Consider the following 23,126-nt stretch of genomic DNA (forward strand, 5'->3'; position numbering starts at 1 on the left):
TTCCATTCCGCCCTGCACGCGAGAAAACGCGGGCGGCCTTGCACAGTCAAAAGAATTCCAGTGAGCCGCGCGACAATGGGGGTGGAGTGAGGATTTGGCGCAACAGAATGTCCGGCCGTGGCACGGAGCAGGGCGCCCGGGCCCGTAGTTCAACGGGGCGAACGCATACGCCCCGTTTACCATCCCGGCGTGAACGCTGTGGGCTCCCCATTTCCGCCGTGTTCGGGTTGCGTTATCGTTACCACTTCCGACGCGGTGGTGGGCCGCCTCGGAGCAAAGGACCGGACAGCGCTGCCCCGTAGCCAAAGCGGGTTAGGTACGGCTCCGGCGGAATGGTATTTGGGGCGAATGGGGATCCGACGTTCAGATTCGGTTTTGCGGGCCGCGCGCGCTGCTGCGGCGGCCGCGACCTGCCTTGCGCTTGCCAATTGCGCGTCCTCCAACAAATTCGCCAGCCGGGTCGATCCGAAATACGGCGTGTCCTCGAGCCCCCGGGTCGTGGCTTTGGGCGATCCGGTCCCGAAGGGCGGCGGCGCCTACCGCGTCGGCAAGCCCTATGTGGTGGGTGGCCGGACCTATGTGCCCGAAGAGGACGTCAACTACCGTGCCGAGGGCATGGCGTCCTGGTACGGCGACGATTTCCACGGCCGCCTGACCGCCAATGGCGAAGTGTTCGACATGGGCTCGCTGACCGCGGCGCATCCGACCCTGCCGATGCCGTCCTATGCGCGGGTGACCAACGTCTCGAACGGCAAGTCGCTGATCGTCCGCGTCAATGACCGCGGGCCCTATCACGGCAACCGGCTCATCGACGTCTCGAACAAGGCCGCCGAACTGCTTGAATTCAAAGGCAATGGCATCGCCAAGGTCCGTGTCGAATATGTCGGCCGGGCGCCGCTGGAAGGCTCCGACGACCGCCAGCTGATGGCCACCTTGCGCACCGGGACCCCGGCGCCTTCGCCCTCGATGGTCCGGGTCGCCTCGGCGCGACCGTTCGTGCCGGAGCTGCCGTCGTCGAACCGCGGTGCCATGCGCGGCGAAGTTCCGACGCCGGAGGGACGGCCCTACAATCTCGGCAACACCTCCGCCGACATGGCTTCACTCAGTGCGACCTCGGAAATGTCGGCCTCGAGCCGTAACCGGGGCCGGGCGGTCCAGAACGCCCGCGCCGTGTCCTATGACGGGGACGGCCGCTATGCGACCGAGAGCACACCGTCCGGCGCCTACGCCTCGGATGGCGCTGCCGAAGCCCGCGGCATCCTGAGCGGCCGAGGCCTCTACTAGGCCGCGCTTTCCTTCAAGAACTTCACCAGCGCCGCATTCACCTCCTCGGGCCGCTCCTGCTGGACCCAATGGCCGGCGCCCTCGATGATCAGCTTTCGCTTCAGATTGGGCAGCACGCGCTCGAGCTCGTTGACGCGCTTGGCTCCGATCAGGCCGGTGATGACGGCGTCTTTCGAGCCGGCAATGAAGAGCGAGGGCTGGTGGATCTGCGCATCCTGCCAGGGCGCCGTCAGCTCCCAATTGCGGTCGAGGTTGCGATACCAGTTCAGCCCGCCGCGGAAGCCGGACTTCCGGAAGGCTTCAGTGAAATAGGCAAGGTCAGTCTCGCTGAGCCAGGCCGGCAGAGGCTCCTCCGGATTGCCGTGGCCGAGAAAGCCCTTGCCCTCCTGCACGAACATCGCCGCGGAGGGATCGGCAAGGCCCCGCCCGCCGAGCACGATGCGCATGGTGCGCGCGACGTCATGCTCGAACTCGGCTTCGGCAACGCCGGGTGCTTGGAAATACTGCCAATAGAAATTGCTGATGCCGCCCTGGCGCAGGAGGTCGAGCGGCTTGCCGCGGCCGCGGAACGGCGGCGGCACGCTCAGGCCGGCGACCGCCGTGAAGATGTCGGGCCGGAACAGCGCCGCGTGCCAGGCCACCGGAGCACCCCAATCGTGGCCGACCACCATCGCCTTGGTCTCGCCAAGCGCCTGCACGAGGCCGACGATGTCGCCGACCGTGTCGAAGATCGAATAGGCCGTCGGCTCGGGCGGCGCTGAGCTCTGGCCATAGCCGCGCATGTCGGGGGCGACGACGCGAAACCCGGCCTGCGCCAGCGCCGGGATCTGGTGGCGCCAGGAGTAGGAGAGTTCCGGCCAGCCGTGGCACAGCACCACCAGCGGCCCCTGACCGGCTTCGCGGATGAACAGGTCGATGCCATTGGCCTTGATCACGCGGGTGGAGGACATCGCTTTTCCGCCTTGTTTCAGGGGTTTGGTCAGAAAATCTGAGGTGCCACGATAGGGGCGGGACGAGAATCGTGCAATCTCGGGACAAGCGGCCACCGCGTGTTGTTCGCACTGGCTCCAACTGTTAGAACGCCGCTCTCAGGGCTTGGCCATGGAATTTCATCTTTCCTCGTTGGGGCGCAGCCGGTTCACCGCCGGAGCGCTGGCGCGTGGGCTGATCGCCACGGCTGTGGTGGCGGCCATTGGCTGGGGCGGGGCGCTCTACGCCGCCAACCAGAGCGTCCAAGGCGCCAAGAAAACAGATGATGCCGGCTTCGATGGCGACGCCCCGACCGCGATCCTGATCGAGGCCTCCAGCGGCAGCGTGCTGTTCGAGAAGAACGCCGACGAACTGCGCGCGCCCTCCAGCATGATGAAGCTGATGACCGCGGAGGTCGTCTTCAACGCCATCAAGAAGGGCGACATCAAGCTGACCGACGAATACCGGATCAGTGAGAACGCCTGGCGCCGGGGCGGAGCACCCTCCGGCGGCTCGACCATGTTCGCCGCGATCAACAGCAAGGTCACGGTCGACGATCTCCTGCACGGGGCAATCATCCAGAGCGGCAACGACGCCTGCATTGCGCTCGCCGAAGCCATGGCGGGCAACGAGCGGATTTTCGCCGCCGACTTCATGACCAAGCGCGCCCGCGAGCTTGGCCTGACGAAGTCGACCTTCGGCAATTCCAACGGCTTGCCCGACCCCGCCAACAAGATGACGGTGCGCGAGCTTGGCATTCTCGCCCGGCACATCATTCTCGATTTCCCCGAATTCTATAAACTGTTCGGCGAGAAGGAATACACCTGGAACAAGATCCGCCAGCCCAACCGCAATCCGCTGCTCAACTCCATGGAAGGCGCCGACGGTCTCAAGACCGGCTACACCAAGGAGGGCGGCTACGGCATGGTCGGCTCGGCCGTGCAGAACGGCACGCGGCTGATCGTCGTCGTCAACGGGCTGGAAGATCCCGACGATCGCGCGACCGAAGCCAAGAAGATGCTGGAATGGGGTTTCCGCAATTTCGAGACTCGCACCCTGATCGCGGCCGATCAGTCCGTCGGCTACGCCAAGGTGTTCGGCGGCGAGAGCCGTTCGGTGAAACTGGTCGCCAAGACGCCCGTGAAAGTGATGGTGCACAAGAACGGCAGCGACAAGCTGATCGCGCGCGTCGTCTATAGCGGCCCGGTGCGCGCGCCGGTCGAGGCCGGCCAGAAGGTCGGGCTGGTCAGGGTCTGGCGCAGCGGCAACATCGCGGTGGAGACGCCGGTCTATGCTGCTGACGCGATCGGCACCGGCTCGACCGTGCGCCGTGCGATCGACGGCGCCAGCGAGCTTGTGATCGGCATGTTCCGTGCGGGCGCCGAGAAGCTCTGATCATGAGTGAAAGCGCGGTAAAGTGGCCGTCCGGACGCGGGCGTTTCGTCACCTTTGAAGGCGGCGAGGGCACGGGCAAGTCGACCCAGATCAAGAAGCTCGCCGACCGTCTCAAGGCAGCCAGGATGCGCATCCTCGTCACGCGCGAACCGGGCGGCTCGCCGGGCGCCGAGATCATGCGCCATCTGGTGCTGTCAGGCATGGGCAAGCTGCTCGGACCCGAGGCCGAGACGCTGCTGTTCGCGGCTGCGCGCGACGACCATGTCCACACCGTGATCCAGCCCGCGCTCAACCAGGGCACCTGGGTGCTGTGCGACCGCTTCGCCGATTCGACGCGGGCCTATCAGGGCAGCCTCGGCCGGGTACCGGCGGCGCTGATCAACGCGATGGAGCGGGTCACGATCGGCGATCTCAAGCCGGACCTCACCATCATCCTCGACCTGCCGGTTGAGATCGGCTTGCAGCGCGCGGCCGCACGCCGCGGAAGCGGCACGCCAGACCGGTTCGAGGCCGAGAAGCTCGGTTTCCATCAGGGCCTGCGCGAAGCCTATCGCAAGATCGCGGCGGACGATCCCGCGCGCTGCGTGCTGATCGATGCCAATTCCGATCCTGATACGGTTGCCGGACGCATCTGGACCGCGCTGCGCGATCGCCTGCTTCCAACGCCGGCATCGGTGGTGTCCATATGAGCCCGCGTCAGACCGAGCGCGAAACTGCCATGTCTCATCCGCGCGAGACGAGCGTTCTGTTCGGCCATCGCGAGGCCGAGACCGCGCTGCTCGCCGCCTATCGCAGCGGGCGCATCCCGCATGCATGGCTGATTGGCGGGCCGCAAGGCATCGGCAAGGCGACGCTGGCGTATCGGATGGCGCGCTTCGTGCTCGCTCACGGCCAGCCGCTGGCGCTTTCGGTGCAGCGCGCCGAAGATCTAGCTATCAATCCTGATCACGCCGTGGCGCGGCAGGTTGCGGCAAGCTCGCATGGTGGCCTGCTGACGCTGGAGCGCACCGCCAACGATCGCGGCGTGATGCGCACGGTAATCACCGTGGACGAGACGCGCGAGACGATCGGTTTCTTCGGCTCGACCGCGGCGGCCGAAGGCTGGCGCGTCTGCATCGTCGACACCGTCGACGAGCTCAACCCAAATGCCGCCAACGCGCTGCTGAAAATTCTCGAGGAGCCGCCGCAGCAATCGCTGTTCCTGCTGGTGAGCCACGCGCCGGCGCGCGTGCTCGCCACAATTCAGTCGCGCTGCCGCAAGCTGCGCCTGCGCGCGCTCGCAACCGACGACGTGATTGCTGCAGCCGCAACCGCTGCCGATCTCGACCCGAACGATCCGGCGTTGCGCGAGGCGGCGGAGGCCTCAGAGGGCAGCGTCGCGCGGGCGCTGACGCTGCTCGGCGGTGACGCCCTGAAGCTCCAGCAGCGCACAGCCGCGCTGCTGGCGCGATTGCCGCAGGTCGATCCGCGCGAATTGCACACGCTCGGCGAATCGCTCGGCACCAGCGACCGCGTTGCGCTTGCTGCCTTCATCGACGGCATCGATCGCTGGATCGCGGAACGCCTGCACGCCGACGAGGCCAATGCCAACCAGAATCTGCCGCGCCTTGCGCGCCTAGCTGAGGTATGGGAAAAGATCGTCCGCGCCGCGCGCGACACCGAAACCTACAATCTGGAGCGAAAGCCCTTGGTTTTCTCGGTGTTCGGCTGGCTGGCGGACGCAACGCGCTAGAGCATGATCCGGAAAACTGTGCAGCGGTTTTCCGATGGGATCATGCTCAAGACAATAAACTAACGCAGGTTCGTTTCCAAATTTCGAGAAGCCGGTAAAGGAATTCGTCGTGGCAGCGCGAGCTAAGAAAACCGCCAAGGGCAAGAGCAGCAAGAAGAAGGCTGCCACAAAAGCCGTCAAGAAAGCCGCGAAGAAGGCCGTGAAGGCGCTCGCGCGCAAAGCTGCCAAAGAGGTCAAGAGAGCCACGAAAACTAAAAAGACGGCTGCCAAAAAAATCGCGAAGAAGAGCGCCGCGAAGACGGCAAAGAAGGCAGCGAAGAAGCAGGTCGTTGCCAAGAAGACGGTGAAGGAAGCGACCAAAAAGCCAGCCAAGGCTTCGGCGAAAAACAAGGCTTCTGCGAAAAACAAGGCCTCGGCGAAGAAGATAGCCAAGACGGCGAGGGTGGCTGCGCCCGCCGTGGCCACCACACTAGCTCCTGTCGCCACGCCGCCGAAGGCTGTGAAGCCCAATGTATCGAAGCCCAAGGCCTCGCGCGTACCGAAGTCCGTCGCAGCGCCGCAGGCCACCACGCCAGTGGCCGTGCCCGCGCGCGACAACGTCTTCTACATCACGACCGCGATCGCCTATCCCAATGGCAGTCCTCACATCGGCCACGCCTATGAGGCAATCGCGACCGATACGTTGGCGCGGTTCGCACGACTCGACGGCAAGGACGTGTTCTTCCTGACCGGCACCGACGAGCACGGCCAGAAGATGGTTCAGACCGCGGCCAGCGAAAAAATGCCCGTCTCGGAGCTCGCGGCCCGCAATGCCGGCCGTTTCAAGCAAATGGACGAGCGCCTGAACGTGTCGTTCGACCGTTTCATCCGCACCACCGAGGAGCAGCATCATCGCTCCAGCCAGGAGATCTGGCGGCGCATGGAAGCGAACGGGGATATCTATGCCGACATTTATGCCGGCTGGTACTCCGTGCGCGACGAAGCCTATTACGCCGAGGACGAGACGCGCCTGAACGACGACGGCGTGCGGCTCGGGCCGCAGGGCACGCCGGTCGAATGGGTCGAGGAGAAGAGCTACTTCTTCCGCCTGTCGGCCTATCAGGACAGGCTGCTCAAGCTCTATGAGACGCAGCCCAATTTCATCGGTCCCGACTCGCGCAAGAACGAGGTGGTGAGCTTCGTACGGGGTGGCCTGCGCGATCTCTCGATCTCGCGCACGACGTTCGATTGGGGCGTCAAGGTGCCCGGTGACGAAGAGCACGTGATGTATGTCTGGGTCGACGCTCTCACCAACTACATCACCGGCGTCGGCTTCCCCGACGAGAGCGACAAGAACTGGCGTTATTGGCCTGCCGACGTGCACATCATCGGCAAGGACATCATCCGCTTCCATGCGGTGTACTGGCCGGCTTTCCTGCTGTCGGCCGGGATCCCGCTACCGAAGCGGGTCTATGCCCACGGCTTCCTGTTCAGCAGGGGCGAGAAGATGTCGAAGTCGGTCGGCAACGTGGTCGATCCCTTCAACCTCGCCGACCAGTACGGCGTCGACCAGATGCGCTACTTCTTTCTGCGTGAGGTGCCGTTCGGCCAGGACGGCAACTATAATCACGAGGCCATCGTCGCGCGCATCAATGCCGATCTCGCCAACGATCTCGGCAACCTCGCGCAGCGCTCGCTATCGATGATCGCCAAGCAGCTCGGCGGCGTGCTCCCGGAGCCCGGCGAATTCAGCGACAACGACAAGGCGATCCTGTCACAAGCTGATGGCATGCTCGCGGCGTCCCGCGAAGCGATGGCGACGCAGCAAATCCATCACTGGCTCAATGCCGTTTGGGCGGTAGTCGCGGAAGCCAACCGCTATTTCGCGGGCGAAGCGCCGTGGGCGCTCGCAAAGACCGATCCTGTCAGGCAGAGGACGGTGCTCTATGTCACTGCCGAAGTCGTGCGCCAGATCGCGATCCTGACCCAGCCGGCGATGCCCACGGCCTCGGGAATGCTGCTGGACAGCCTCGGTATCCCCGAAGGCGAGCGCAACTTCGCCGCGCTCGGCGGCGCGACGCGCATCGCGCCCGGTACGACGCTGCCCGCGCCGACGCCGGCCTTCCCGCGCTACATCGAGCCGGCGGCGTAAGGCGTTCGCGCGATGCTGGTCGACAGCCACTGCCATTTGGATTTTCCGGATTTTGCGGAGGATCTCGACGGGATCGTGTCGCGGGCGCGAGCGGCCGGCATCGGCCGCATGGTCACCATTTCGACTCGGGTGAAAAAGCTGAACCAGCTTTTGGCCATCGCTGAGCGCTATGACGACGTCTATTGCTCCGTAGGCACCCATCCGCACAACGCCGATGAGGAAGACGGCATCGCGCCGGACGAGCTGATTGCGCTGACGCAGCACCCCAAGGTCGTTGCGCTCGGCGAAGCCGGGCTCGACTATTTCTACGACAACGGCTCGCCGGAGGCGCAGGCGAGGGGCTTTCGTGCCCACATCGCCGCCGCCCGCGCCACCGGCCTGCCGCTGGTGATCCACACCCGCGAGGCGGACGAGGATTGCGGCCGCATCCTTGAAGAGGAGACGGCAAAGGGATCGTTTCGCGCGGTGTTGCATTGTTACACCGGCGGGCGCGAGCTGGCGCTGAAGGCGGTGTCGCTCGGGCTCTATATCGGCTTCACGGGCATCCTGACCTTCAAGAAGTCCGAGGCCCTGCGCGCGCTTGCGGCCGAACTGCCGTCCGACCGTATTTTGGTTGAAACAGACTCGCCCTACCTTGCGCCGGGCAAGTTCCGGGGCAAGCGCAACGAACCGGCCTATGTGGTCGAGGTCGCAAAAGTGCTCGCCGAAACACGCGGCGTGTCGTTTGACGAGATCTCGCGCCAGACAAGCGAAAACTTCTTTCGCCTGTTCTCCAGGGTGAAAGCTTAGAACTGGGAGCCGCATGACGCTGACGCTGACGCTGACGATCCTGGGCTGCGGCTCCTCCGCCGGCGTGCCGCGCCCGGCACTCGGCTGGGGTGCCTGCGATCCCAACAATCCCAAGAACCGCCGTCGCCGCTGTTCGCTGCTGGTCGAGCAGACATCGGGCGAGGGCACCACGCGTATCGTGATCGACACTTCGCCGGACCTGCGCGAGCAATTGCTCTCGACCAATGTCGACCACATCGATGCAGTGTTCCTGACCCACGAGCACGCCGATCAGACCCACGGCATGGACGATCTGCGTTCGGTCGTGATGCACATGCGCCGGCGGATTCCGACCTATCTCAATCAGACGACCGCGAACGACATCATGTCGCGGTTCTCTTATTGCTTTGTCTCGCCGGCTGGCAGCGACTATCCGCCGATCCTGACGGCGCAGTCGATCGAAGCCGGTGAAAGCCAGACCATCCAGGGGAAGGGCGGCGCGGTGACGATGACCGCCTTTCTGGTTCAGCACGGCAATATTCCCGCGCTGGGCTATCGCATCGGCGATGCCGCCTACACACCCGACCTCAACGACATCCCGCGCGAGAGCTGGGGCGCACTGGAAAATCTGGATCTCTGGATCGTCGATGGCCTGCGCTACACCAGCCATGTCAGCCATTTCAGCATCAACGACGCGTTGTCTTGGATCGAGCGCTTCAAGCCGAAGCGCGCCGTCATCACCAACATGACGGCCGACGTCGATTATGAGGTGATCCGGCAGTCGCTGCCGGCGGGCGTGGTGCCCGCGTATGACGGGCTGCGGCTGGAGACGCGCTGAACCTGCGGTGGAAATTCCGGCGAGAGCCGGCATACTCCTTGCTTGCGCTAGCCCCATCATGTTGATCTAACGTCTGAAAGACAGGGCGCTGGGCAGAGGCGATATTCATGCAGGACCGGCGTGCGACGTACGATCGCCGGGACTGTCTGAATCGCCTCGTGTGAGGATGGGGATCGCGTTGGCAGGGGACGATGTCACGAGCCGGAGACCGGTGCGACGCGCGCTGGATCTCCTTTATCTCGGTGCGGGATACGCCGCCGGCGCCTTCATGGTTGCGATCTTTGCAATCATGATGATCATGTCGATCGGGCGCCAGTTTGCGGTCAACATTCCCGCCGGCGATGATTTCGCCTCCTGGTGCATGGCCGCGATGGCATTCCTCGGCCTCGCTCACACCTTCAAGCGCGGCGAGATGATCCGCGTCGGCCTGCTGCTGGAGCGTCTGCATGGGCGCTCCAAACAGGTTGCGGAGGTCGTCGCCCTCGGCATTGCCGCCGCTTTCATCCTCTATTTCACCCGGCATGCCGTGCAGATGACCTACGATTCCTGGCGCTTCAACGACGTGGCGCAGGGCGTCGTCGCGCTTCCGCTCTGGATTCCGCAACTCGGGTTTTCCGGCGGACTCGTGATCCTCTCGATCGCGCTCATTGATGAAATGATCAGTGTCGTCGGGGGCAACCGGCCGAGCTACGAGAAGGGCTCGCCGGATGAGACCCCGGACGAATTCATCGAGCGGATCTCACAGGGCGGCGGAGGTTGACGATGGCCAATCTCGGCATGATCGAACTGTCGTTCATTCTGCTCGGTGTCATGATCGTGCTGCTGGGAAGCGGCATCTGGATTGCCGTTTCGCTGGGCCTCGTCGGTTTCGTAGCGATGGCGCTGACCACGAGCCTGCCGCTCGGCTCGGTGCTTGCGACGACCACGTGGAGCGCAAGTTCGTCATGGACGCTGGCTGCGCTACCGCTGTTCATCTGGATGGGCGAAATCCTCTTCCGCACCAAATTATCCGAGGAAATGTTTCGAGGCCTGTCGCCCTGGGTGCAGTGGCTGCCGGGGCGCCTCACTCATGTCAACGTGATCGGCTGTGGCATCTTCGCGGCGGTGTCGGGTTCGTCGGCGGCGACCTGTGCGACCATCGGCAAGATCGCGCTGCCCGAACTGGACAAGCGTGGTTACGACAAGGGCTTGAGTCTAGGCTCGCTCGCGGGCTCCGGCACGCTCGGACTGCTGATCCCGCCGTCGATCCCAATGGTGGTCTATGCGGTCACGGCGAATGTCTCCGTGCTTCAGGTGTTCCTCGGCGGCTTCCTGCCGGGCGTGCTCGTGATGGTGCTCTATTCCGGCTACATCATCATCTGGTCGCTGCTCAATCCAAAAAAGGTTCCGCCGCGCGACCCGCCGATGTCGTTTCGCCGGAAGCTGCAAGAATCCGCCAAGCTCGCCCCATGCCTGCTTCTGATCCTGGCCGTCTTCCTGTCGCTCGTATTGGGGTTTGCGACCGCGACGGAATGCGCCGCCTGGGGCGTTTCGGGCGCGCTGCTGCTGGCGTGGTGGAGCCGCACGCTCACACGCAAGAACTTCCTCGAGAGCATCATGAGCGCGACGCGTCTGACCTGCATGATCATGCTGATCCTGGCAGGCGCTGCCTACACGACCGCAGCGATGGCTTATACGGGCATTCCGGCGGCGCTCGCCACCTGGGTCCAGGGCCAGCAGCTCACCCCGGGTATGCTCGCGCTGTATCTGAGCATCATGTACATCATCCTGGGATGCCTGATCGACGGCATCTCGATGATCGTCCTGACCGCCGTGATCGTGCTACCGATGGTCAAGCAGGCCGGTCTCGACCTGGTCTGGTTCGGTGTCTATCTCATCATCCACGTAGAGATGGCGCAGATCACGCCGCCGGTCGGATTCAATCTGTTCGTGCTCCAGAATATGAGCGGGCGTGATACCTTGACCGTCGCGCGGGCGGCGTTCCCATTCTTCGTCCTGCTGCTCGCGGCCGTGTTCATCATCACGGAATATCCGCAGATCGTGATGTTCTTGCCCAAGCTCGCTTTCCCAGACTGAGCGTACCGTTTTGAAATTGACTGTGAGGAGAAGCCCGATGATGTCTCGTTTATTCCGCGCATCCCTGATCGCCGGCGCCGTGCTGGCTGCGACACCCGCTTTGGCTCAAACCAAATGGAATCTGCCGGCAGCGTATCCGGCCGACAATCCGCACTCCGAGAATCTCGTCGCGTTCGCCAAGGACGTCGAAGCTGCCACCTCCGGCAAGCTCCAGATCACGGTCCATCCCGGCGCCTCGCTGTTCAAGGCGCCCGACATCAAGCGCGCGGTGATGACCGGGCAGGCGCAGATGGGCGAAGTCTTGCTGTCGATCCACGAGAACGAGGATCCGGTGTACGGGGTCGATGTCGTGCCGTTTCTGGCGACCAGCTTTCCGGACGCCATGAAGCTGTACCAGGCGTCGAAGCCCCTGATTACGAAGAAGCTCGATGCGCAGGGGCTCAAGCTGTTGTTCGTCGTGCCGTGGGCACCGCAGGGCGTCTATGTCAACAAGCCGCTTGCGACGATCGAAGACATGAAGGGCCTGAAATGGCGGGCTTACAACGTTGGGACCGCGCGCATCGGCGAGCTGGTCGGCGCGCAGTCGGTCACCATCCAGGCCGCCGAGCTGCCGCAGGCACTTGCGACCGGCGTCGTGAACTCTTTCATGTCGTCAGGCGGCACGGGCTACGATGCGAAGGCATGGGAGTCGCTGAAGTACTTCTATGACGTGCAAGCCTGGATCCCGAAGGACTACACCTTCGTCAACAAGGCCGCGTTCGAGGCGCTCGACAAGCCGACCCAGGAGGCCATCCTCAAGGCCGCCGCGACCGCGGAAACCCGCGGCTGGAAGGCCTGGCAGGACAAGAGCACCTGGTACATCGATCAGCTCAAGGCCAAGGGCATGACGGTCGAGCCGCCGAGCGCGGCCCTGAAGGCCGGCTTCCAGAAGATCGGCGAACAGCTCACTGCCGACTGGCTCAAGAAGGCGGGAGCCGACGGCCAGGCCCTGGTTGACGCCTACAAGAAGATGTGAGGGCTGGAATATCTTCCGCTCGCTCTCGCGACGCGAGCGGAAGGTTCTCCCGTATCAGCGGCATTGGCCACCAGGCAAGATCACGAGGCGTAACGCGGCACGGCCTTGCCGGTGGGAGCTCACCGGAAGCCGAGCCGAAACCTCGCGCTGGCGACACGGCCGCTCCGTTCCAGGACGTGGTCATTGGGGACTAAGCTTTGCGGATCAGTCGCCAGCGTCCTGGCGTGGCACCCGTTGCTGCCGAGAACACTCTGGTAAAATGGCTTTGATCCGCGAAGCCGCATTTGACGGCGATTTCCGTGAGCGACAGCGGCGAGCTTGCCAGCAGGCTCTTGCTTTGCTCGATCCGCTGATTGATCAACCATCGATGCGGCGGCGTTCCTGTGCTGACTCTGAAAGCTCGGGCGAAGTGGGCGGCTGACACGCCACACTCAGCGGCAATTCGGGCCAACGCGATCTCGCCATCGAGATTTGCGCGAAGGAGTGCCTTCGCCGTCCGAAGTTGCCATGGCGCCAATCCGCTGCGGTGAGAGCGATTGCGAGGTTGGCCGACGGCATACGTCTTGAGAAAATGCGTGTTGAGCGCCATCGCGACGTGGCCCACGAAAAGCTCGTTGGCCTCATGCGGTCTTTCGAGGGCCGGCAGAAGGCAAGCACCCAGATGAGCCATGACTGGATCCAGGAAATTCGCGCCCGCGCCAACGTCATATTCGACGCGACCAAGATCAAGCTGGTTCGCCAATTCATTGAGCGTGCCGTGCGGCAGATACAGGTAGAGAAAGTCAAAGGGATCGCGGAAGTGAACGACCGTTTCACATCGCAGATCGTAGATGCTCGTCTCGTCCTTCAAGGCGCCCTTAGGTGCGGATCGACCATCCAGCCACGACTCGGCTCTCTGATACTGCAGCCGAAGGCAAAGTGCGAAAAGCCTCGTCCGGAGGCGACGGCAGCGTCGGATCGCCGACCGGTCCGGAATATGCCATCCGCACCGCGGCGAACGTTCCCTTTTGTAGCGACTTGACGAGGCTCGAGCTCGGCTCGCTGATCATTGGAAATAGCTTCGCAAGCCGGTCGCCGTAGAGGCCATCATCGGTCATGATGTGTCTCCAATGCGCGGCCGAACACGACCAAACCACTCTGCGTTCGGTTTTGATGCCCTTGCCTGATTTCCTTCCAGGCCGGTTTCGATCAATCGTGGCTCAGGACGTTCAAGCACCTCGGATCGGATGACCTTAGATCTAGGCGACGGTTCAAATTCACGTTGGTTGCCTCCGGGAGCATTGATGTACTTTAAGACGATCAAACCGCACGCCATGTCGGGGTCGGCGCAGACCAATCTGTCTTTCCTGGAAGATATCGTCCGCGCGGCCCGTTCGCGGTTCGCTGCGCTGGTGGACAAGCTCGCCGGATTGCAGGCCAGGCCATTATCGAAGACCGCAAGCGAGTGGAGTTCACATGCCGATAATCCGGGCAGCCGCGCGGTGGGTCTGGCGACCGTGACCGATGATCTGCTCGCGATCGTCACCGTGATGGATCGGATGGCCGGCGAGCTCCTGCTGGAATCCGAGCAATTATGGGCCTCGGTCGGATATGTTTCCGGGAACGTCCACAAGATCGCCTTTGGACGATGGCGGTTGCTCAGTAGCCGGAAGCGGAACGACCTGTTCGCCGCCGCGATCGACGACAGGCTGAGGCGGACGCCGCGCTTGGTGATCTCGCTGTTGGAGGTTGCTACCATCCTGGAGGAAGCGGTTGCAGACCTGCATCCAGTCCAGACCAGCGAAGGGGCTCGCCGCAGGTAACGATATCGCCACCGATCATCGCAACGTCGTATCTGGATAGCATGCGCGTTCGACCGAACGCGCATGCCAAGAGTATTGCGGGGGCGCCGCCGACATGGCGGTGGACCCGCAACTTTGAACGTCATTCGCCCGCCCCGACAATGACGGAAACCGGCCTCTGCTCCTTCGAGAGGGCTCGGTAGATCAATCCGCCGGCGATGGCCCCGATCAGCCATCCCCAGTCGCCGACGTTGAAGATCAGTCCATAGGCGCCTGCCAGCGAGAGCCCGATCGACAGAGTGCCGGATACCGCAAGTGCAATCAGTGCCTTGTAGTTCCAGCCGCCGTCGTAATGGAATTCACCGGCTGGCGACATCGTATAGAGGTCCTCCAGCACGACGATCTGCTTCTTCACGAGATAGTAGTCGGCGATCATGATGCCGAACATGGGCCCGAGCGCAGAGCCGAAGATGCTGACGAACAGCGTGATAGCCGATGGGCTGGCCACGAACAGCCAGGGGCAGACGAGGACCGACAGGATCGACGTGATAAGGCCTCCCAGCCTGAAATTGATGCGCTGAGGATTCAGGTTGGAGATGTCGTAAGCCGGCGAAACGAAGTTCGCGACGATGTTGATGCCCATCGTCGCGACGATGAACGTGATCGATCCGATAACGACGACGAACGGATTGCCGATCTTCTCCACGATCAGCACTGGATCCATGATCGCCTCCCCGAACACCTTCAGCGTACCGGCCGTCACGATCACTGTGATGATCGAGAAGACCAGGAAGTTGACGGGAAGCCCGAGCAGATTGCCCGTTTTCATGGCTTGCTCATCCTTGCCGAACCGGGCGAAGTCGCCGAAATTGAGCAGGAGCGCCGAGAAGTAGGCCACGATCAGCATCGCGGCATTCGCCATCACGCCAATCGTTGCCGCGGTCGTGGCGGCCGGCGGGATGAGTTGAAGAGCCAGGCTCGAGAAACCGGCCTGCCATAACATCCAGATCGCCAACGCGAACATGACGACGTAGACCACGGGTCCGCAGAAATCGATGAAGCGGCGGATGCGCTCCATCCCGCTCAGGAAGATGAGAAGCTGGAACAGCCACATGAAAAGGAAGCTGAACCATGCGAGCGTCGACAGGCCGGCGATGCTGTTGTGCGTGAGATCGGCGGCCGACGGCATCAGAGTGACGATCAGGACTTGCACCGCCTTCGAGGCGAAGTAGGTCTGCACGCCGTACCAGACAATACCGACGACGCCCCGCACCATGGCGGCGAGATTGGCGCCCATCACCCCGAACGAGATGCGGGCCACGACCGGGAACGGAATGCCGTAGCGTAGCGAGGGCCGTCCGATCAGGTTCATCAGGAAGTAGACCGCCGTGATACCCACCAGCATGGAGATCAGCACCTGCCAGCCGGTCAGGCCGAGAAAGAACAGGCTCGCCGCGAACGTGTAGCCGCCCACCGAATGGACGTCCGACATCCACATCGCAAACAGGCTGAAGACACCCCAGGTTCGGCCCTCAGGCGCGGTTGGAGCAAGGTCGTGATTGTAAAGCTTTGGATGGGCGCCGGTGATGATCAGCGTGGGAACGCCGCCGCTGTTGGATGACATGTCCTCTACCTCGGATTTGCTGGCGCAGGGCAACGGCGCGTTGGAAGCCGTCGTCCCTGCGGTGGTGCTCGCACTTTGCGGTAGGTCGGGTCGAAGCAAGCGACATGCCATTTTATAACGATCGATAAAATCATTTTACGATCGATAAAATAGTTTTACAAACGCGAATTTTCGATCTGGCGCCGGCTACCATCGCAAAACGCCTCGCTGCAACCGGAAATCCAGTGCGGTTCTGGTTAGGATGTCCCGCGCGTGAGCGTAATGGCGGAGAGGGGGGAAACAGGGCCGCTGGCTAAAAACGAGCGGCCGAACAAGGGGCTAGGCGCCAGCTTCGGCAGAGCCCGAAAGACCAAGTCCGCCGAGAACGAGCTGGACGATCGTCGCCTTGGCCGCGGTGTAGTCGGCCTCTTCGAGCTGTCTCTTGCCCTTCATGATGACCATCTGGCTGGAATAATCGGCATAGGCCTGGGTCATCGCCCAGATGCAGAAGAAAAGATCGACAGCGCTGATTGGCCGAATCGCCCCGTTCGCGGTCCATTGGTCGAGCGTCTTGACCTTGTCGAGCAGCAACGGGGTCGAGACTTTTTCGATGAAGCTGCCGATGAATTGAGCGCCGCTGATGATTTCGTTGGCATAGATGCGCGACAGATGCGGGTGATCTCGCGAGAAATCGATCTTCCTGCTGATGTAGCGCACGAGGATGGTCTCGGCGTTGGACGTCATGTCGAGACTGTCCATGTCTCGGGCCCACATGTTCATCGCACGTTCCAGCACCGCGCGATACAGATCCTCCTTGTCTTCGAAATAATAGTAAATGTGGGGTTTCGCGATCGATGCTTTTTTAGCGATCAGTGCCGTCGTCGCTCCGCGAAAGCCGAAATGCCCAAAGACGAACTCTGCCGCATCGAGGATTTTTCCTTCGATGTCCGGGCCCGGCGCTGCCTTGCGACCGCCTTTTGGCGCGCGGCGGATGCGAAAGTTCTTCAACTTGTCGGCGGGCGTGGCTGCCATAGAGCCTCAAATGGGGAGCTTTGCCTTCACCAGCGAAGGCTGAGCGGGATGGGTCGCCGGATTGATGTCGGCGATTCCGGCTGGACGTTGCCTTGCCCGTCCAGCTTTATCAAGCAATTAGGACGGCAGGGGCCTCTCAATGCGCTGGCAGACCCATGGAATCGGCTCAAGCCGAGATCGCCTTCGCCGATCCCGCTTCGTTGCGCAGCAGGAATTTCTGGATCTTTCCCGTCGACGTTTTCGGGATCGGCCCGAACACCACGGCCTTCGGCGTCTTGAAGCCGCTCATATGCGAGCGGCAGAACGCGATGATGTCGGCTTCGCTCGCGCTCGCGCCGTCCTTCAGCTCGACGAAGGCGCAGGGCACTTCGCCCCATTTCGGATCGGGCTTTGCGACCACGGCGGCGAACAGCACGGCGGGGTGCTTGTAAAGGATGTCCTCGACCTCGACAGAGGAAATGTTCTCGCCGCCGGAGATGATGATGTCCTTGGAGCGATCCTTGATGATGACGTAGCCGTGCGCGTCGAGCACGCCGAGGTCTCCGGTGTGAAACCAGCCGCCTTCGAAGGCTTCCTTCGTCGCCTTGTCGTTCTTGAGGTAGCCCTTCATCACGATGTTGCCGCGGAACATGACCTCGCCGATGGTCTCGCCGTCGCGCGGCACCTGCCTCATGGTCTGGGGATCGATGACGGTGACGCCTTCCTCGAGCGGGTAGGGCACGCCCTGCCGCCGCTTCAGGCTGGCGCGCTCGGCTGCGGGCAGATCATCCCAGCCGGGCTGCTCGGCGCAGACGGAGGCGGGGCCGTAGACCTCGGTCAGGCCGTAGACGTGCGTCAGCTTGATCCCGATGCTCTCGGCGCCCTCGAGCACCGCGACCGGCGGCGCGGCACCGGCGATCAGCCCGACGACCCGGCGCGCGGTACCGCCCTTCGGCGCATCGGGTGCGTTGATCAGCGTGTTGTAGACGATCGGCGCGCCGCACATGTGGGTGACGCCGTGCTGCTTGATCAGCTCGAAGATCTTGGTCGGCTCGACCTTGCGCAGGCAGACATTGATGCCGGCGGCCGCCGCAATGGTCCAAGGGAAGCACCAGCCGTTGCAGTGGAACATCGGCAGCGTCCAGAGATAGACCGGATGCTGGCCGAGCTGGCCCGCGAGGATGTTGCTGACGGCATTCAGATAGGCGCCGCGATGATGGGTGACGACGCCCTTGGGATTTCCCGTCGTGCCCGAGGTGTAGCTCAGCGCGATCGCGTCCCATTCGTCCTTCGGCGGGATGGTGGTGAAATCGGGATCGCCTTGCGCGAGCGCGGCCTCGTACTCGATCTCGCCGATGCGCCTGCCGCCCTTGAATGCGGCGTCGTCGACGTCGATCACGAACGGTTTTGGACCACTCATCTGCGCGAGCGCATCGGTGATCACGCCGGAAAACTCCGGGTCGACCAGAATGATCCTTGCGCCGCCATGGTCGAGCTGAAATGCGATCGAAGGCGCATCAAGCCGGATGTTCAGCGCGTTGAGCACGGCACCCGTCATGGGTACGGCGAAATGCACCTCGTTCATCGCCGGAATGTTCGGCAGCATCGCCGCGACGGTGTCGCCGACGCCGATGCCCTTGCCGGCAAGATACGAAGCAAAGCGCTTGCAGCGCTCATGGGTCTCGCGCCAGGTGAAGCTGCGCCCCTCGTAGACCGTGCTAGCGTGATCGGGATAGACTGCGGCGCTGCGCGCAAGGAAGCTCAACGGGCTCAGCGGCACGTAGTTGGCAGGCGTCTTGTCGAGACCGATATTGTACTGGTTCTGCCGCTCGCTCATCGACACCTCCCTCACGCGCCGGCTTACAGGAATCCGATGGAGATCCACGGAAACACGGCGACGACGATCAATCCTACCAGCAGCGCCAGCAGATAACCCCAGATCGGCCTGATGCCTTCGGCCGGATCGACGCGTCCGATGGCGCAGGCGGCATAATAGCCGACCCCGAAGGGCGGGGCGAATAGCCCGATACCCATGGCGAGAATGATCACCATGGCATAGTGCACCTCGTGCACGCCGACCGCACGCGCAATCGGAAACAACAGCGGCCCGAACAGCACGATCGCCGGGATGCCCTCCAGCACGCTGCCGAGGATGGTGAAGGCCAGGATCGAGACGGCGATGAAGGTCGCCGCGCCGCCCGGCAGTCCGGTCATGGCGGACGCCAGCGAGCGCGAGAACCCTGATTGCGTCAGGCCCCAGGCCATGCCGGTGGCCGTGCCGATGATCAGCAGGATTGCGCCCGACAGCGCCGCGGTCTCGACCAGCATCGGAAACAGCCGCCGCCAGTCGAAGCGGCGGTAGACGAGGAGGCCGACCAGGGCGCCATAGACGATGCCGATGGTGGAGACTTCGGTGGCGGTCGCGATGCCTTCGACCACGGCGTAGCGGATCACGAAGGGCAGCGCGAGCGCGGGCAGGGCGATGACGAAGGTCTTGCCGATCTCGCCGCCTGTGGCGCGGCGGACATGGCTCATGTCCTCGTGGCGGTAGCGCCACCACACCAGCATGCACAGCGTGATCGCGAGCACGACCCCGGGCAGCAGGCCGCCGGTGAACAAAGCGGCGATCGAGACGCCCGTGACCGATCCGATCGTGATCAGCACGAGGCTTGGCGGAATGGTTTCGGTCTGCGCGCCGGTGGCGGCAAGAAGCGCGACGAGATCGCCGGGCTTGGCGCCGCGCTGCTTCATCTCCGGGAACAGCACGGGCGCGACCGCCGCCATGTCGGCCGCCTTGGCGCCGGAGATGCCGGAGACCAAATACATCGCGCCGACCAGGACGTAATGCAGCCCGCCGCGGACATGGCCGAGCAGGCTCGCCAGGAACGCCACCATGGCTCGTGCCATGCCGGTCATTTCGATCAGGAGCCCCAAAAATACGAACAGCGGCACCGAGAGCAAGATGAGGTGGCTCATGCCCTCGTCCATCCGCCCGACCAGCACCATGACCGGCGTGCGCGTGGTCAGTGCCAGATAGCCGAAGATCGCGAGCCCGAAGCCGAACGCGATGGGAACACCGGCAAAGACGCAGAAGCCGGCGACGCCGACGAAGAAGATGACGAGGTTGAGATTGCCGAGCGGCCGCAGATAAGGCTGCGCCAGCCAGAACAAGCCGACGACGACGGCAACGGACACAACGGCCAGCAGCACCATGCGGTAATCGGCTGCGCGCAGCAGCCGCAACAGTGCGAACACCGCCATCAGGCAGATGCCGGCCGGCAGCGCCGCGGCGCGCCACATATTGGAGATCTGCAACGCCGGCGTGGTGATGAAGCTTTCCTCGTAGGCGTAGTCCCAGGACGGCCAGACGATCAGCGCCAGGAAGGCCAGCGCCGCGCAGGTCGCGACGAGATCGAGCCAGGCCCGCGTGGCCGGCTTGGTGCTGGCGACGATCGCGGTCATGCGCATGTGCTCGGAGCGACGGAATGCAACCGCCGCGCCCAGCATGGCGAGCCACAGGAACAGGATCGAGGCGAGCTCGTCCGACCAGATCAGCGGCCGGTGCAGGCCGTAGCGCGCGACCACGCCGGCAAACAGGATCGCGATCTCGGCGACGACCAAAATCGCCGCCGGGATTTCGACGAGGAGGCCGAGTGCGCGCTCCGTCGAGGCCAGCAACGAAGGTCGGCGAGGGGACTGAACAGTCGCCTCGCCCGCCACTCCGTTCACTTCGACCTCGATATGAGCCATGACGGCTCCAACGCGTTACGACAGCTTGCCGACGGCCTTTTCCAACAGGTCCCAGGCCTGGTCGCCATATTTGCCTTTCCACTCGGCATAGAAGCCGGCGGACCGCAGCTTGTCGCGGAATGGCGCGACCGCGGGCTGGTTGAAGGTCAGACCCTTGCCCGCGAGCTCCTGCTGCAGATTGGCATTGAGCTTGGCGGTGTCCTCACGTTCTTTGAGCGCTGCAGCATTGATGTTCTTGGCGACGACCGTGCGAATATCCTCCGGCAGCGCGCTCCACGCCTTGCGATTGGCCAGGAACCAGAAGCCGTCCCACATGTGGTTGGTCAGCGAGCAGTATTTCTGGACTTCGTAGAGCTTGGCGGTCGAGATGATCGCCAGCGGGTTCTCCTGGCCCTCGACGATCCTGGTCTGCAGCGCGGAATAGACCTCGGCGAAATTGATCGAGGCGGGCGCCGCATCGAACGCCTTGAACATCGAGGTCCACAACGGCGACACCGGCACGCGGATCTTGAAGCCCTTGAGGTCATCCGGACCGGTGATCGGCTTGCTCGACGACGTGGTCTGGCGGAAGCCGTTGTCCCAGATCTTGTCCATGACCTCGAGCCCGGCCTTCTTGATCTCGCCGCGGACAAAGGCGCCGAGATCGCCGTCCATGGCCTTCCAGACCGTGCCGTAGTCCGGGAACGCGAAGCCGATGCCGTTAATGGACGCCGCCGGTACCAGGGTCGACAGGATCAGTCCCGACAGCGTGAAGAACTCGACGCCGCCGGACCGGATCTGGCTCAGCATGTCGGTGTCGGACCCGAGCTGGTTGTTCGGGAAGATCTGGAGGTCGAACTTGCCGTTGGTCTCGGCCTTGATCGCCGCCGCCATCTCCTTGGCGCGCACGTTCAGCGGATGGGTGTCCGGCAGGTTGTTGGCGTATTTGTAGGTGAACTCGGCGCTCTGGGCGCGGGCCACATGGGGCGCACTGAGGCCGCCCAGGACCGCGGTGGCGGCTGAGGCCTTGAGAAGCGTGCGGCGGGAAAAGCTCATGGGTCTGCTTCCTCGGAAAGTTTGTTGTTGTTCTGAGATGCAAACCTATACGGACGGACGGTCAGAAGGTCATCTGCGATCTCGCGAAGCCTCGCTTATTGCAGCCGGACATCGTCACGGCAATATCGGCTTTCGGAGGCATGGGCTGGATTCAAAAACCGAAAAACAACCCCATGCACAGTAGCCGTCGAAAGTCGGGACGACGTGCGACGGCCGGCCTGGAAAAGGGCGAGGAACGAAGGTCCCATGAGAGGAATTCTGGCTAAATATTTGATCTGATTGTATATAAAGATATTCCATAATATACCTTATGCGAATCGTGGATATGGCCGTGCAGATCAGGCCAGATAACTCCGTGGCTACCCAGAACCCCTCTTTCGGCTCACACTGGGCGCCAAACAAGCCCCGGGCAAACCGACGCAGCGGTTGATGCCCACGGCAGCATTGGAGGTTCGTCATGCAGGAGAACGTCGCCCGCGCAGATCGCTCGCGCGCCATTCCATTCGATGCGGCCAAGCTCGACCGTCTGATGGAGGCCGCCGGCCTCGACGTCCTGGTCGCGACCTCCAAGCACAATGTGCAGTACATGCTCGGTGCCGAGCGCGCGATCTTCTTCGACTACATGGATGCGCTGGGCGTCAGCCGTTATCTGCCGGTCCTGGTCTATCCCAAGGGCGCACCGGAGCACGCGGTCTATGTCGGGCACCGGCTGGAGACCCATCAGCGCGCCGTCGCGCCGCCATGGATTGCGCAGGTCCGGACCGAGTCCAACGGCTCGGTCGATGCGATCACGCGGGCCGTCAGCCTGATCCGCGACGCCGGCGTGCCCCTGAAGCGGGTCGGGGTCGAGATGGCGTTCCTGCCGATGGATGCGGGCCGGGCGCTCAGTGACGCCCTGCCCGGCGCCGAGCTCAAGGACGCGCTGCTGGTGCTGGAGCGGCTGCGTGCGGTCAAGTCGGCGGAGGAGCTGGCAAAACTCAAGACGGCGTCCGAACTGGTGATCGCCTCGATGCTGGCGGTGATCGCCGGACACGGCCCGGGCACGACCAAGCAGCAATTGTCGGACGCCTTGCGCATCGCCGAAGCCAATCGAGGGCTGACCTTCGAATACTGCCTGCTCGCCTGCGGCAACAGCCACAACCGGGCGCCGTCGGCGCAGCGCTGGGAGCAAGGGGACGTGCTGTCGCTGGATTCCGGGGGCAATTATCACGGCTATATCGGCGACCTCGCGCGCATGGCCGTGCTCGGCAACCCCGACGCCGAGTTGAAGGACTGTCTGGCCGAGATCGAAGCGGTCCAGCGCGCCGCCTTCGCTGCGGTGCGGCCCGGCGCCATGGGCGGTGACATCTACGTCGCGGCCGAGCGGCAGCTCGCGAAGATCAGCCAGCACGACTGCACGGAGTTTTTGGCCCACGGTATGGGCCTCGTCAGCCACGAGGCCCCTCGCCTGACCGCCAAAGGCCCAATCCCCTATGACGACACCGACGCCCGCCTGCCGCTCGAAACAGGGATGGTGGTGTCGATCGAGACCACGATGAAGCATCCGAAGCGCGGGTTCATCAAGCTCGAGGACACGGTCGCGGTGACGGCGACGGGTTATGAAATATTTGGCGAAGGTGGCCGGGGTTGGAATCTGGGTGGCAGTTCGCTGTAGGCTGGCACCACCCACCGCGCTTACAGGAGACATTTCGCCCTCCGTCCGAGCCCACCCGGGTCGTCAACGCCCTGACCTACGACG

The 23,126-nt window shown here is 63.4% G+C and carries 20 protein-coding genes; 12 read left to right on the forward strand and 8 right to left on the reverse strand.

Annotated elements, in window-relative coordinates:
• Positions 1-348 precede the first annotated feature (348 nt).
• On the forward strand, positions 349-1,284 hold the full coding sequence (locus tag ACVIN2_RS02345; protein WP_456764348.1) for a septal ring lytic transglycosylase RlpA family protein: 936 nt from the start codon (positions 349-351) through the stop codon (positions 1,282-1,284).
• Here ACVIN2_RS02345 and ACVIN2_RS02350 read toward each other — a convergent pair.
• Positions 1,281-2,234 carry an alpha/beta fold hydrolase gene (locus tag ACVIN2_RS02350; protein WP_456764349.1) on the reverse strand — a complete coding sequence of 318 codons (954 nt, stop codon included), beginning with the start codon at positions 2,232-2,234 and terminating at the stop codon, positions 1,281-1,283. The genes ACVIN2_RS02345 and ACVIN2_RS02350 overlap by 4 nt on opposite strands.
• A gap of 151 nt (positions 2,235-2,385) precedes the next feature.
• On the opposite strand from ACVIN2_RS02350, the gene ACVIN2_RS02355 reads away from it, so the two are divergent.
• The 9 genes from ACVIN2_RS02355 (at position 2,386) to ACVIN2_RS02395 (ending at position 12,208) form a co-directional block, all read left to right on the forward strand.
• Positions 2,386-3,648 (forward strand): D-alanyl-D-alanine carboxypeptidase family protein, encoded by a 1,263-nt coding sequence (locus tag ACVIN2_RS02355; RefSeq protein ID WP_456764350.1) that lies wholly within the window; start codon positions 2,386-2,388, stop codon positions 3,646-3,648.
• A 2-nt stretch (positions 3,649-3,650) separates the two neighbouring features.
• Positions 3,651-4,337 carry a dTMP kinase gene (tmk, locus tag ACVIN2_RS02360; protein WP_456764351.1) on the forward strand — a complete coding sequence of 229 codons (687 nt, stop codon included), beginning with the start codon at positions 3,651-3,653 and terminating at the stop codon, positions 4,335-4,337.
• Positions 4,334-5,380 (forward strand): DNA polymerase III subunit delta', encoded by a 1,047-nt coding sequence (locus ACVIN2_RS02365; protein WP_456764352.1) that lies wholly within the window; start codon positions 4,334-4,336, stop codon positions 5,378-5,380. Before tmk ends, ACVIN2_RS02365 begins: the two co-directional genes overlap by 4 nt.
• Before the next feature lie 109 nt (positions 5,381-5,489).
• The gene (gene metG, locus ACVIN2_RS02370; RefSeq protein WP_456764353.1) at positions 5,490-7,511 is read left to right on the forward strand and encodes a methionine--tRNA ligase; all 2,022 of its coding nucleotides are present in this window, start codon (positions 5,490-5,492) and stop codon (positions 7,509-7,511) included.
• A 12-nt stretch (positions 7,512-7,523) separates the two neighbouring features.
• A complete protein-coding gene (locus tag ACVIN2_RS02375; RefSeq protein WP_027517965.1) occupies positions 7,524-8,300 on the forward strand; it encodes a TatD family hydrolase in 777 nt (258 codons plus the stop codon).
• 19 nt (positions 8,301-8,319) lie between these two features.
• The gene (locus tag ACVIN2_RS02380; RefSeq protein ID WP_275172553.1) at positions 8,320-9,117 is read left to right on the forward strand and encodes an MBL fold metallo-hydrolase; all 798 of its coding nucleotides are present in this window, start codon (positions 8,320-8,322) and stop codon (positions 9,115-9,117) included.
• Positions 9,118-9,283: 166 nt separating this feature from the next.
• Complete coding sequence (locus ACVIN2_RS02385) at positions 9,284-9,877, forward strand: TRAP transporter small permease (RefSeq protein ID WP_456764354.1); 594 nt, start codon at positions 9,284-9,286, stop codon at positions 9,875-9,877.
• A 2-nt stretch (positions 9,878-9,879) separates the two neighbouring features.
• Positions 9,880-11,193, forward strand: a complete 1,314-nt coding sequence (locus tag ACVIN2_RS02390) for a TRAP transporter large permease (RefSeq protein ID WP_456764355.1) — start codon at positions 9,880-9,882, stop codon at positions 11,191-11,193.
• Positions 11,194-11,230: 37 nt separating this feature from the next.
• Positions 11,231-12,208: a TRAP transporter substrate-binding protein gene (locus tag ACVIN2_RS02395; RefSeq protein WP_456764356.1), complete on the forward strand. Its 978-nt coding sequence runs from the start codon at positions 11,231-11,233 to the stop codon at positions 12,206-12,208.
• Positions 12,209-12,398: 190 nt separating this feature from the next.
• Here ACVIN2_RS02395 and ACVIN2_RS02400 read toward each other — a convergent pair whose 3' ends face one another.
• Together ACVIN2_RS02400 and ACVIN2_RS02405 are read right to left on the reverse strand one after the other, a co-directional pair.
• Positions 12,399-13,058, reverse strand: coding sequence for a helix-turn-helix domain-containing protein (locus tag ACVIN2_RS02400; RefSeq protein ID WP_456764357.1), 660 nt, complete (start codon positions 13,056-13,058; stop codon positions 12,399-12,401).
• Positions 13,059-13,065: 7 nt separating this feature from the next.
• Positions 13,066-13,305 (reverse strand): hypothetical protein, encoded by a 240-nt coding sequence (locus ACVIN2_RS02405; protein ID WP_456764358.1) that lies wholly within the window; start codon positions 13,303-13,305, stop codon positions 13,066-13,068.
• A 186-nt stretch (positions 13,306-13,491) separates the two neighbouring features.
• On the opposite strand from ACVIN2_RS02405, the gene ACVIN2_RS02410 reads away from it, so the two are divergent.
• Complete coding sequence (locus tag ACVIN2_RS02410) at positions 13,492-14,010, forward strand: hypothetical protein (RefSeq protein ID WP_456764359.1); 519 nt, start codon at positions 13,492-13,494, stop codon at positions 14,008-14,010.
• 121 nt (positions 14,011-14,131) lie between these two features.
• Here ACVIN2_RS02410 and ACVIN2_RS02415 read toward each other — a convergent pair whose 3' ends face one another.
• The 5 genes from ACVIN2_RS02415 to ACVIN2_RS02435 all read right to left on the reverse strand — a co-directional run bounded on the left by ACVIN2_RS02415 (position 14,132) and on the right by ACVIN2_RS02435 (position 21,388).
• Entirely contained in the window at positions 14,132-15,613 is a 1,482-nt protein-coding gene (locus ACVIN2_RS02415) for an NCS1 family nucleobase:cation symporter-1 (RefSeq protein WP_456764360.1), read from the reverse strand.
• A 318-nt stretch (positions 15,614-15,931) separates the two neighbouring features.
• Positions 15,932-16,624 carry a TetR family transcriptional regulator C-terminal domain-containing protein gene (locus tag ACVIN2_RS02420; RefSeq protein ID WP_456764361.1) on the reverse strand — a complete coding sequence of 231 codons (693 nt, stop codon included), beginning with the start codon at positions 16,622-16,624 and terminating at the stop codon, positions 15,932-15,934.
• A 166-nt stretch (positions 16,625-16,790) separates the two neighbouring features.
• Entirely contained in the window at positions 16,791-18,440 is a 1,650-nt protein-coding gene (locus ACVIN2_RS02425) for an acyl-CoA synthetase (RefSeq protein ID WP_456764362.1), read from the reverse strand.
• A gap of 23 nt (positions 18,441-18,463) precedes the next feature.
• Positions 18,464-20,353 carry a TRAP transporter large permease gene (locus ACVIN2_RS02430; RefSeq protein ID WP_456764363.1) on the reverse strand — a complete coding sequence of 630 codons (1,890 nt, stop codon included), beginning with the start codon at positions 20,351-20,353 and terminating at the stop codon, positions 18,464-18,466.
• 15 nt (positions 20,354-20,368) lie between these two features.
• The gene (locus ACVIN2_RS02435; RefSeq protein ID WP_456764364.1) at positions 20,369-21,388 is read right to left on the reverse strand and encodes a TRAP transporter substrate-binding protein; all 1,020 of its coding nucleotides are present in this window, start codon (positions 21,386-21,388) and stop codon (positions 20,369-20,371) included.
• A gap of 457 nt (positions 21,389-21,845) precedes the next feature.
• Between ACVIN2_RS02435 and ACVIN2_RS02440 the strand changes: the two genes are divergently transcribed.
• Entirely contained in the window at positions 21,846-23,042 is a 1,197-nt protein-coding gene (locus ACVIN2_RS02440) for a M24 family metallopeptidase (RefSeq protein ID WP_456764365.1), read from the forward strand.
• Positions 23,043-23,126: the final 84 nt, after the last annotated feature.

It is taken from the genome of Bradyrhizobium sp. USDA 3650 (assembly GCF_054057395.1).

Bases quoted from the DNA above. Each gene is read 5' to 3' on its own strand.
- ACVIN2_RS02375 (WP_027517965.1), top strand. From the start codon at position 7,524: ATGCTGGTCGACAGCCACTGCCATTTGGATTTTCCGGATTTTGCGGAG.
- ACVIN2_RS02405 (WP_456764358.1), bottom strand. From the start codon at position 13,305: ATGACCGATGATGGCCTCTACGGCGACCGGCTTGCGAAGCTATTTCCA.
- ACVIN2_RS02415 (WP_456764360.1), bottom strand. From the start codon at position 15,613: ATGTCATCCAACAGCGGCGGCGTTCCCACGCTGATCATCACCGGCGCC.
- ACVIN2_RS02425 (WP_456764362.1), bottom strand. From the start codon at position 18,440: ATGAGCGAGCGGCAGAACCAGTACAATATCGGTCTCGACAAGACGCCT.
- tmk (WP_456764351.1), top strand. From the start codon at position 3,651: ATGAGTGAAAGCGCGGTAAAGTGGCCGTCCGGACGCGGGCGTTTCGTC.
- ACVIN2_RS02350 (WP_456764349.1), bottom strand. From the start codon at position 2,234: ATGTCCTCCACCCGCGTGATCAAGGCCAATGGCATCGACCTGTTCATC.
- ACVIN2_RS02410 (WP_456764359.1), top strand. From the start codon at position 13,492: ATGTACTTTAAGACGATCAAACCGCACGCCATGTCGGGGTCGGCGCAG.
- ACVIN2_RS02440 (WP_456764365.1), top strand. From the start codon at position 21,846: ATGCAGGAGAACGTCGCCCGCGCAGATCGCTCGCGCGCCATTCCATTC.
- ACVIN2_RS02355 (WP_456764350.1), top strand. From the start codon at position 2,386: ATGGAATTTCATCTTTCCTCGTTGGGGCGCAGCCGGTTCACCGCCGGA.
- ACVIN2_RS02365 (WP_456764352.1), top strand. From the start codon at position 4,334: ATGAGCCCGCGTCAGACCGAGCGCGAAACTGCCATGTCTCATCCGCGC.
- ACVIN2_RS02420 (WP_456764361.1), bottom strand. From the start codon at position 16,624: ATGGCAGCCACGCCCGCCGACAAGTTGAAGAACTTTCGCATCCGCCGC.
- ACVIN2_RS02395 (WP_456764356.1), top strand. From the start codon at position 11,231: ATGATGTCTCGTTTATTCCGCGCATCCCTGATCGCCGGCGCCGTGCTG.
- ACVIN2_RS02385 (WP_456764354.1), top strand. From the start codon at position 9,284: ATGGGGATCGCGTTGGCAGGGGACGATGTCACGAGCCGGAGACCGGTG.
- ACVIN2_RS02390 (WP_456764355.1), top strand. From the start codon at position 9,880: ATGGCCAATCTCGGCATGATCGAACTGTCGTTCATTCTGCTCGGTGTC.
- ACVIN2_RS02435 (WP_456764364.1), bottom strand. From the start codon at position 21,388: ATGAGCTTTTCCCGCCGCACGCTTCTCAAGGCCTCAGCCGCCACCGCG.
- ACVIN2_RS02430 (WP_456764363.1), bottom strand. From the start codon at position 20,353: ATGGCTCATATCGAGGTCGAAGTGAACGGAGTGGCGGGCGAGGCGACT.
- ACVIN2_RS02345 (WP_456764348.1), top strand. From the start codon at position 349: ATGGGGATCCGACGTTCAGATTCGGTTTTGCGGGCCGCGCGCGCTGCT.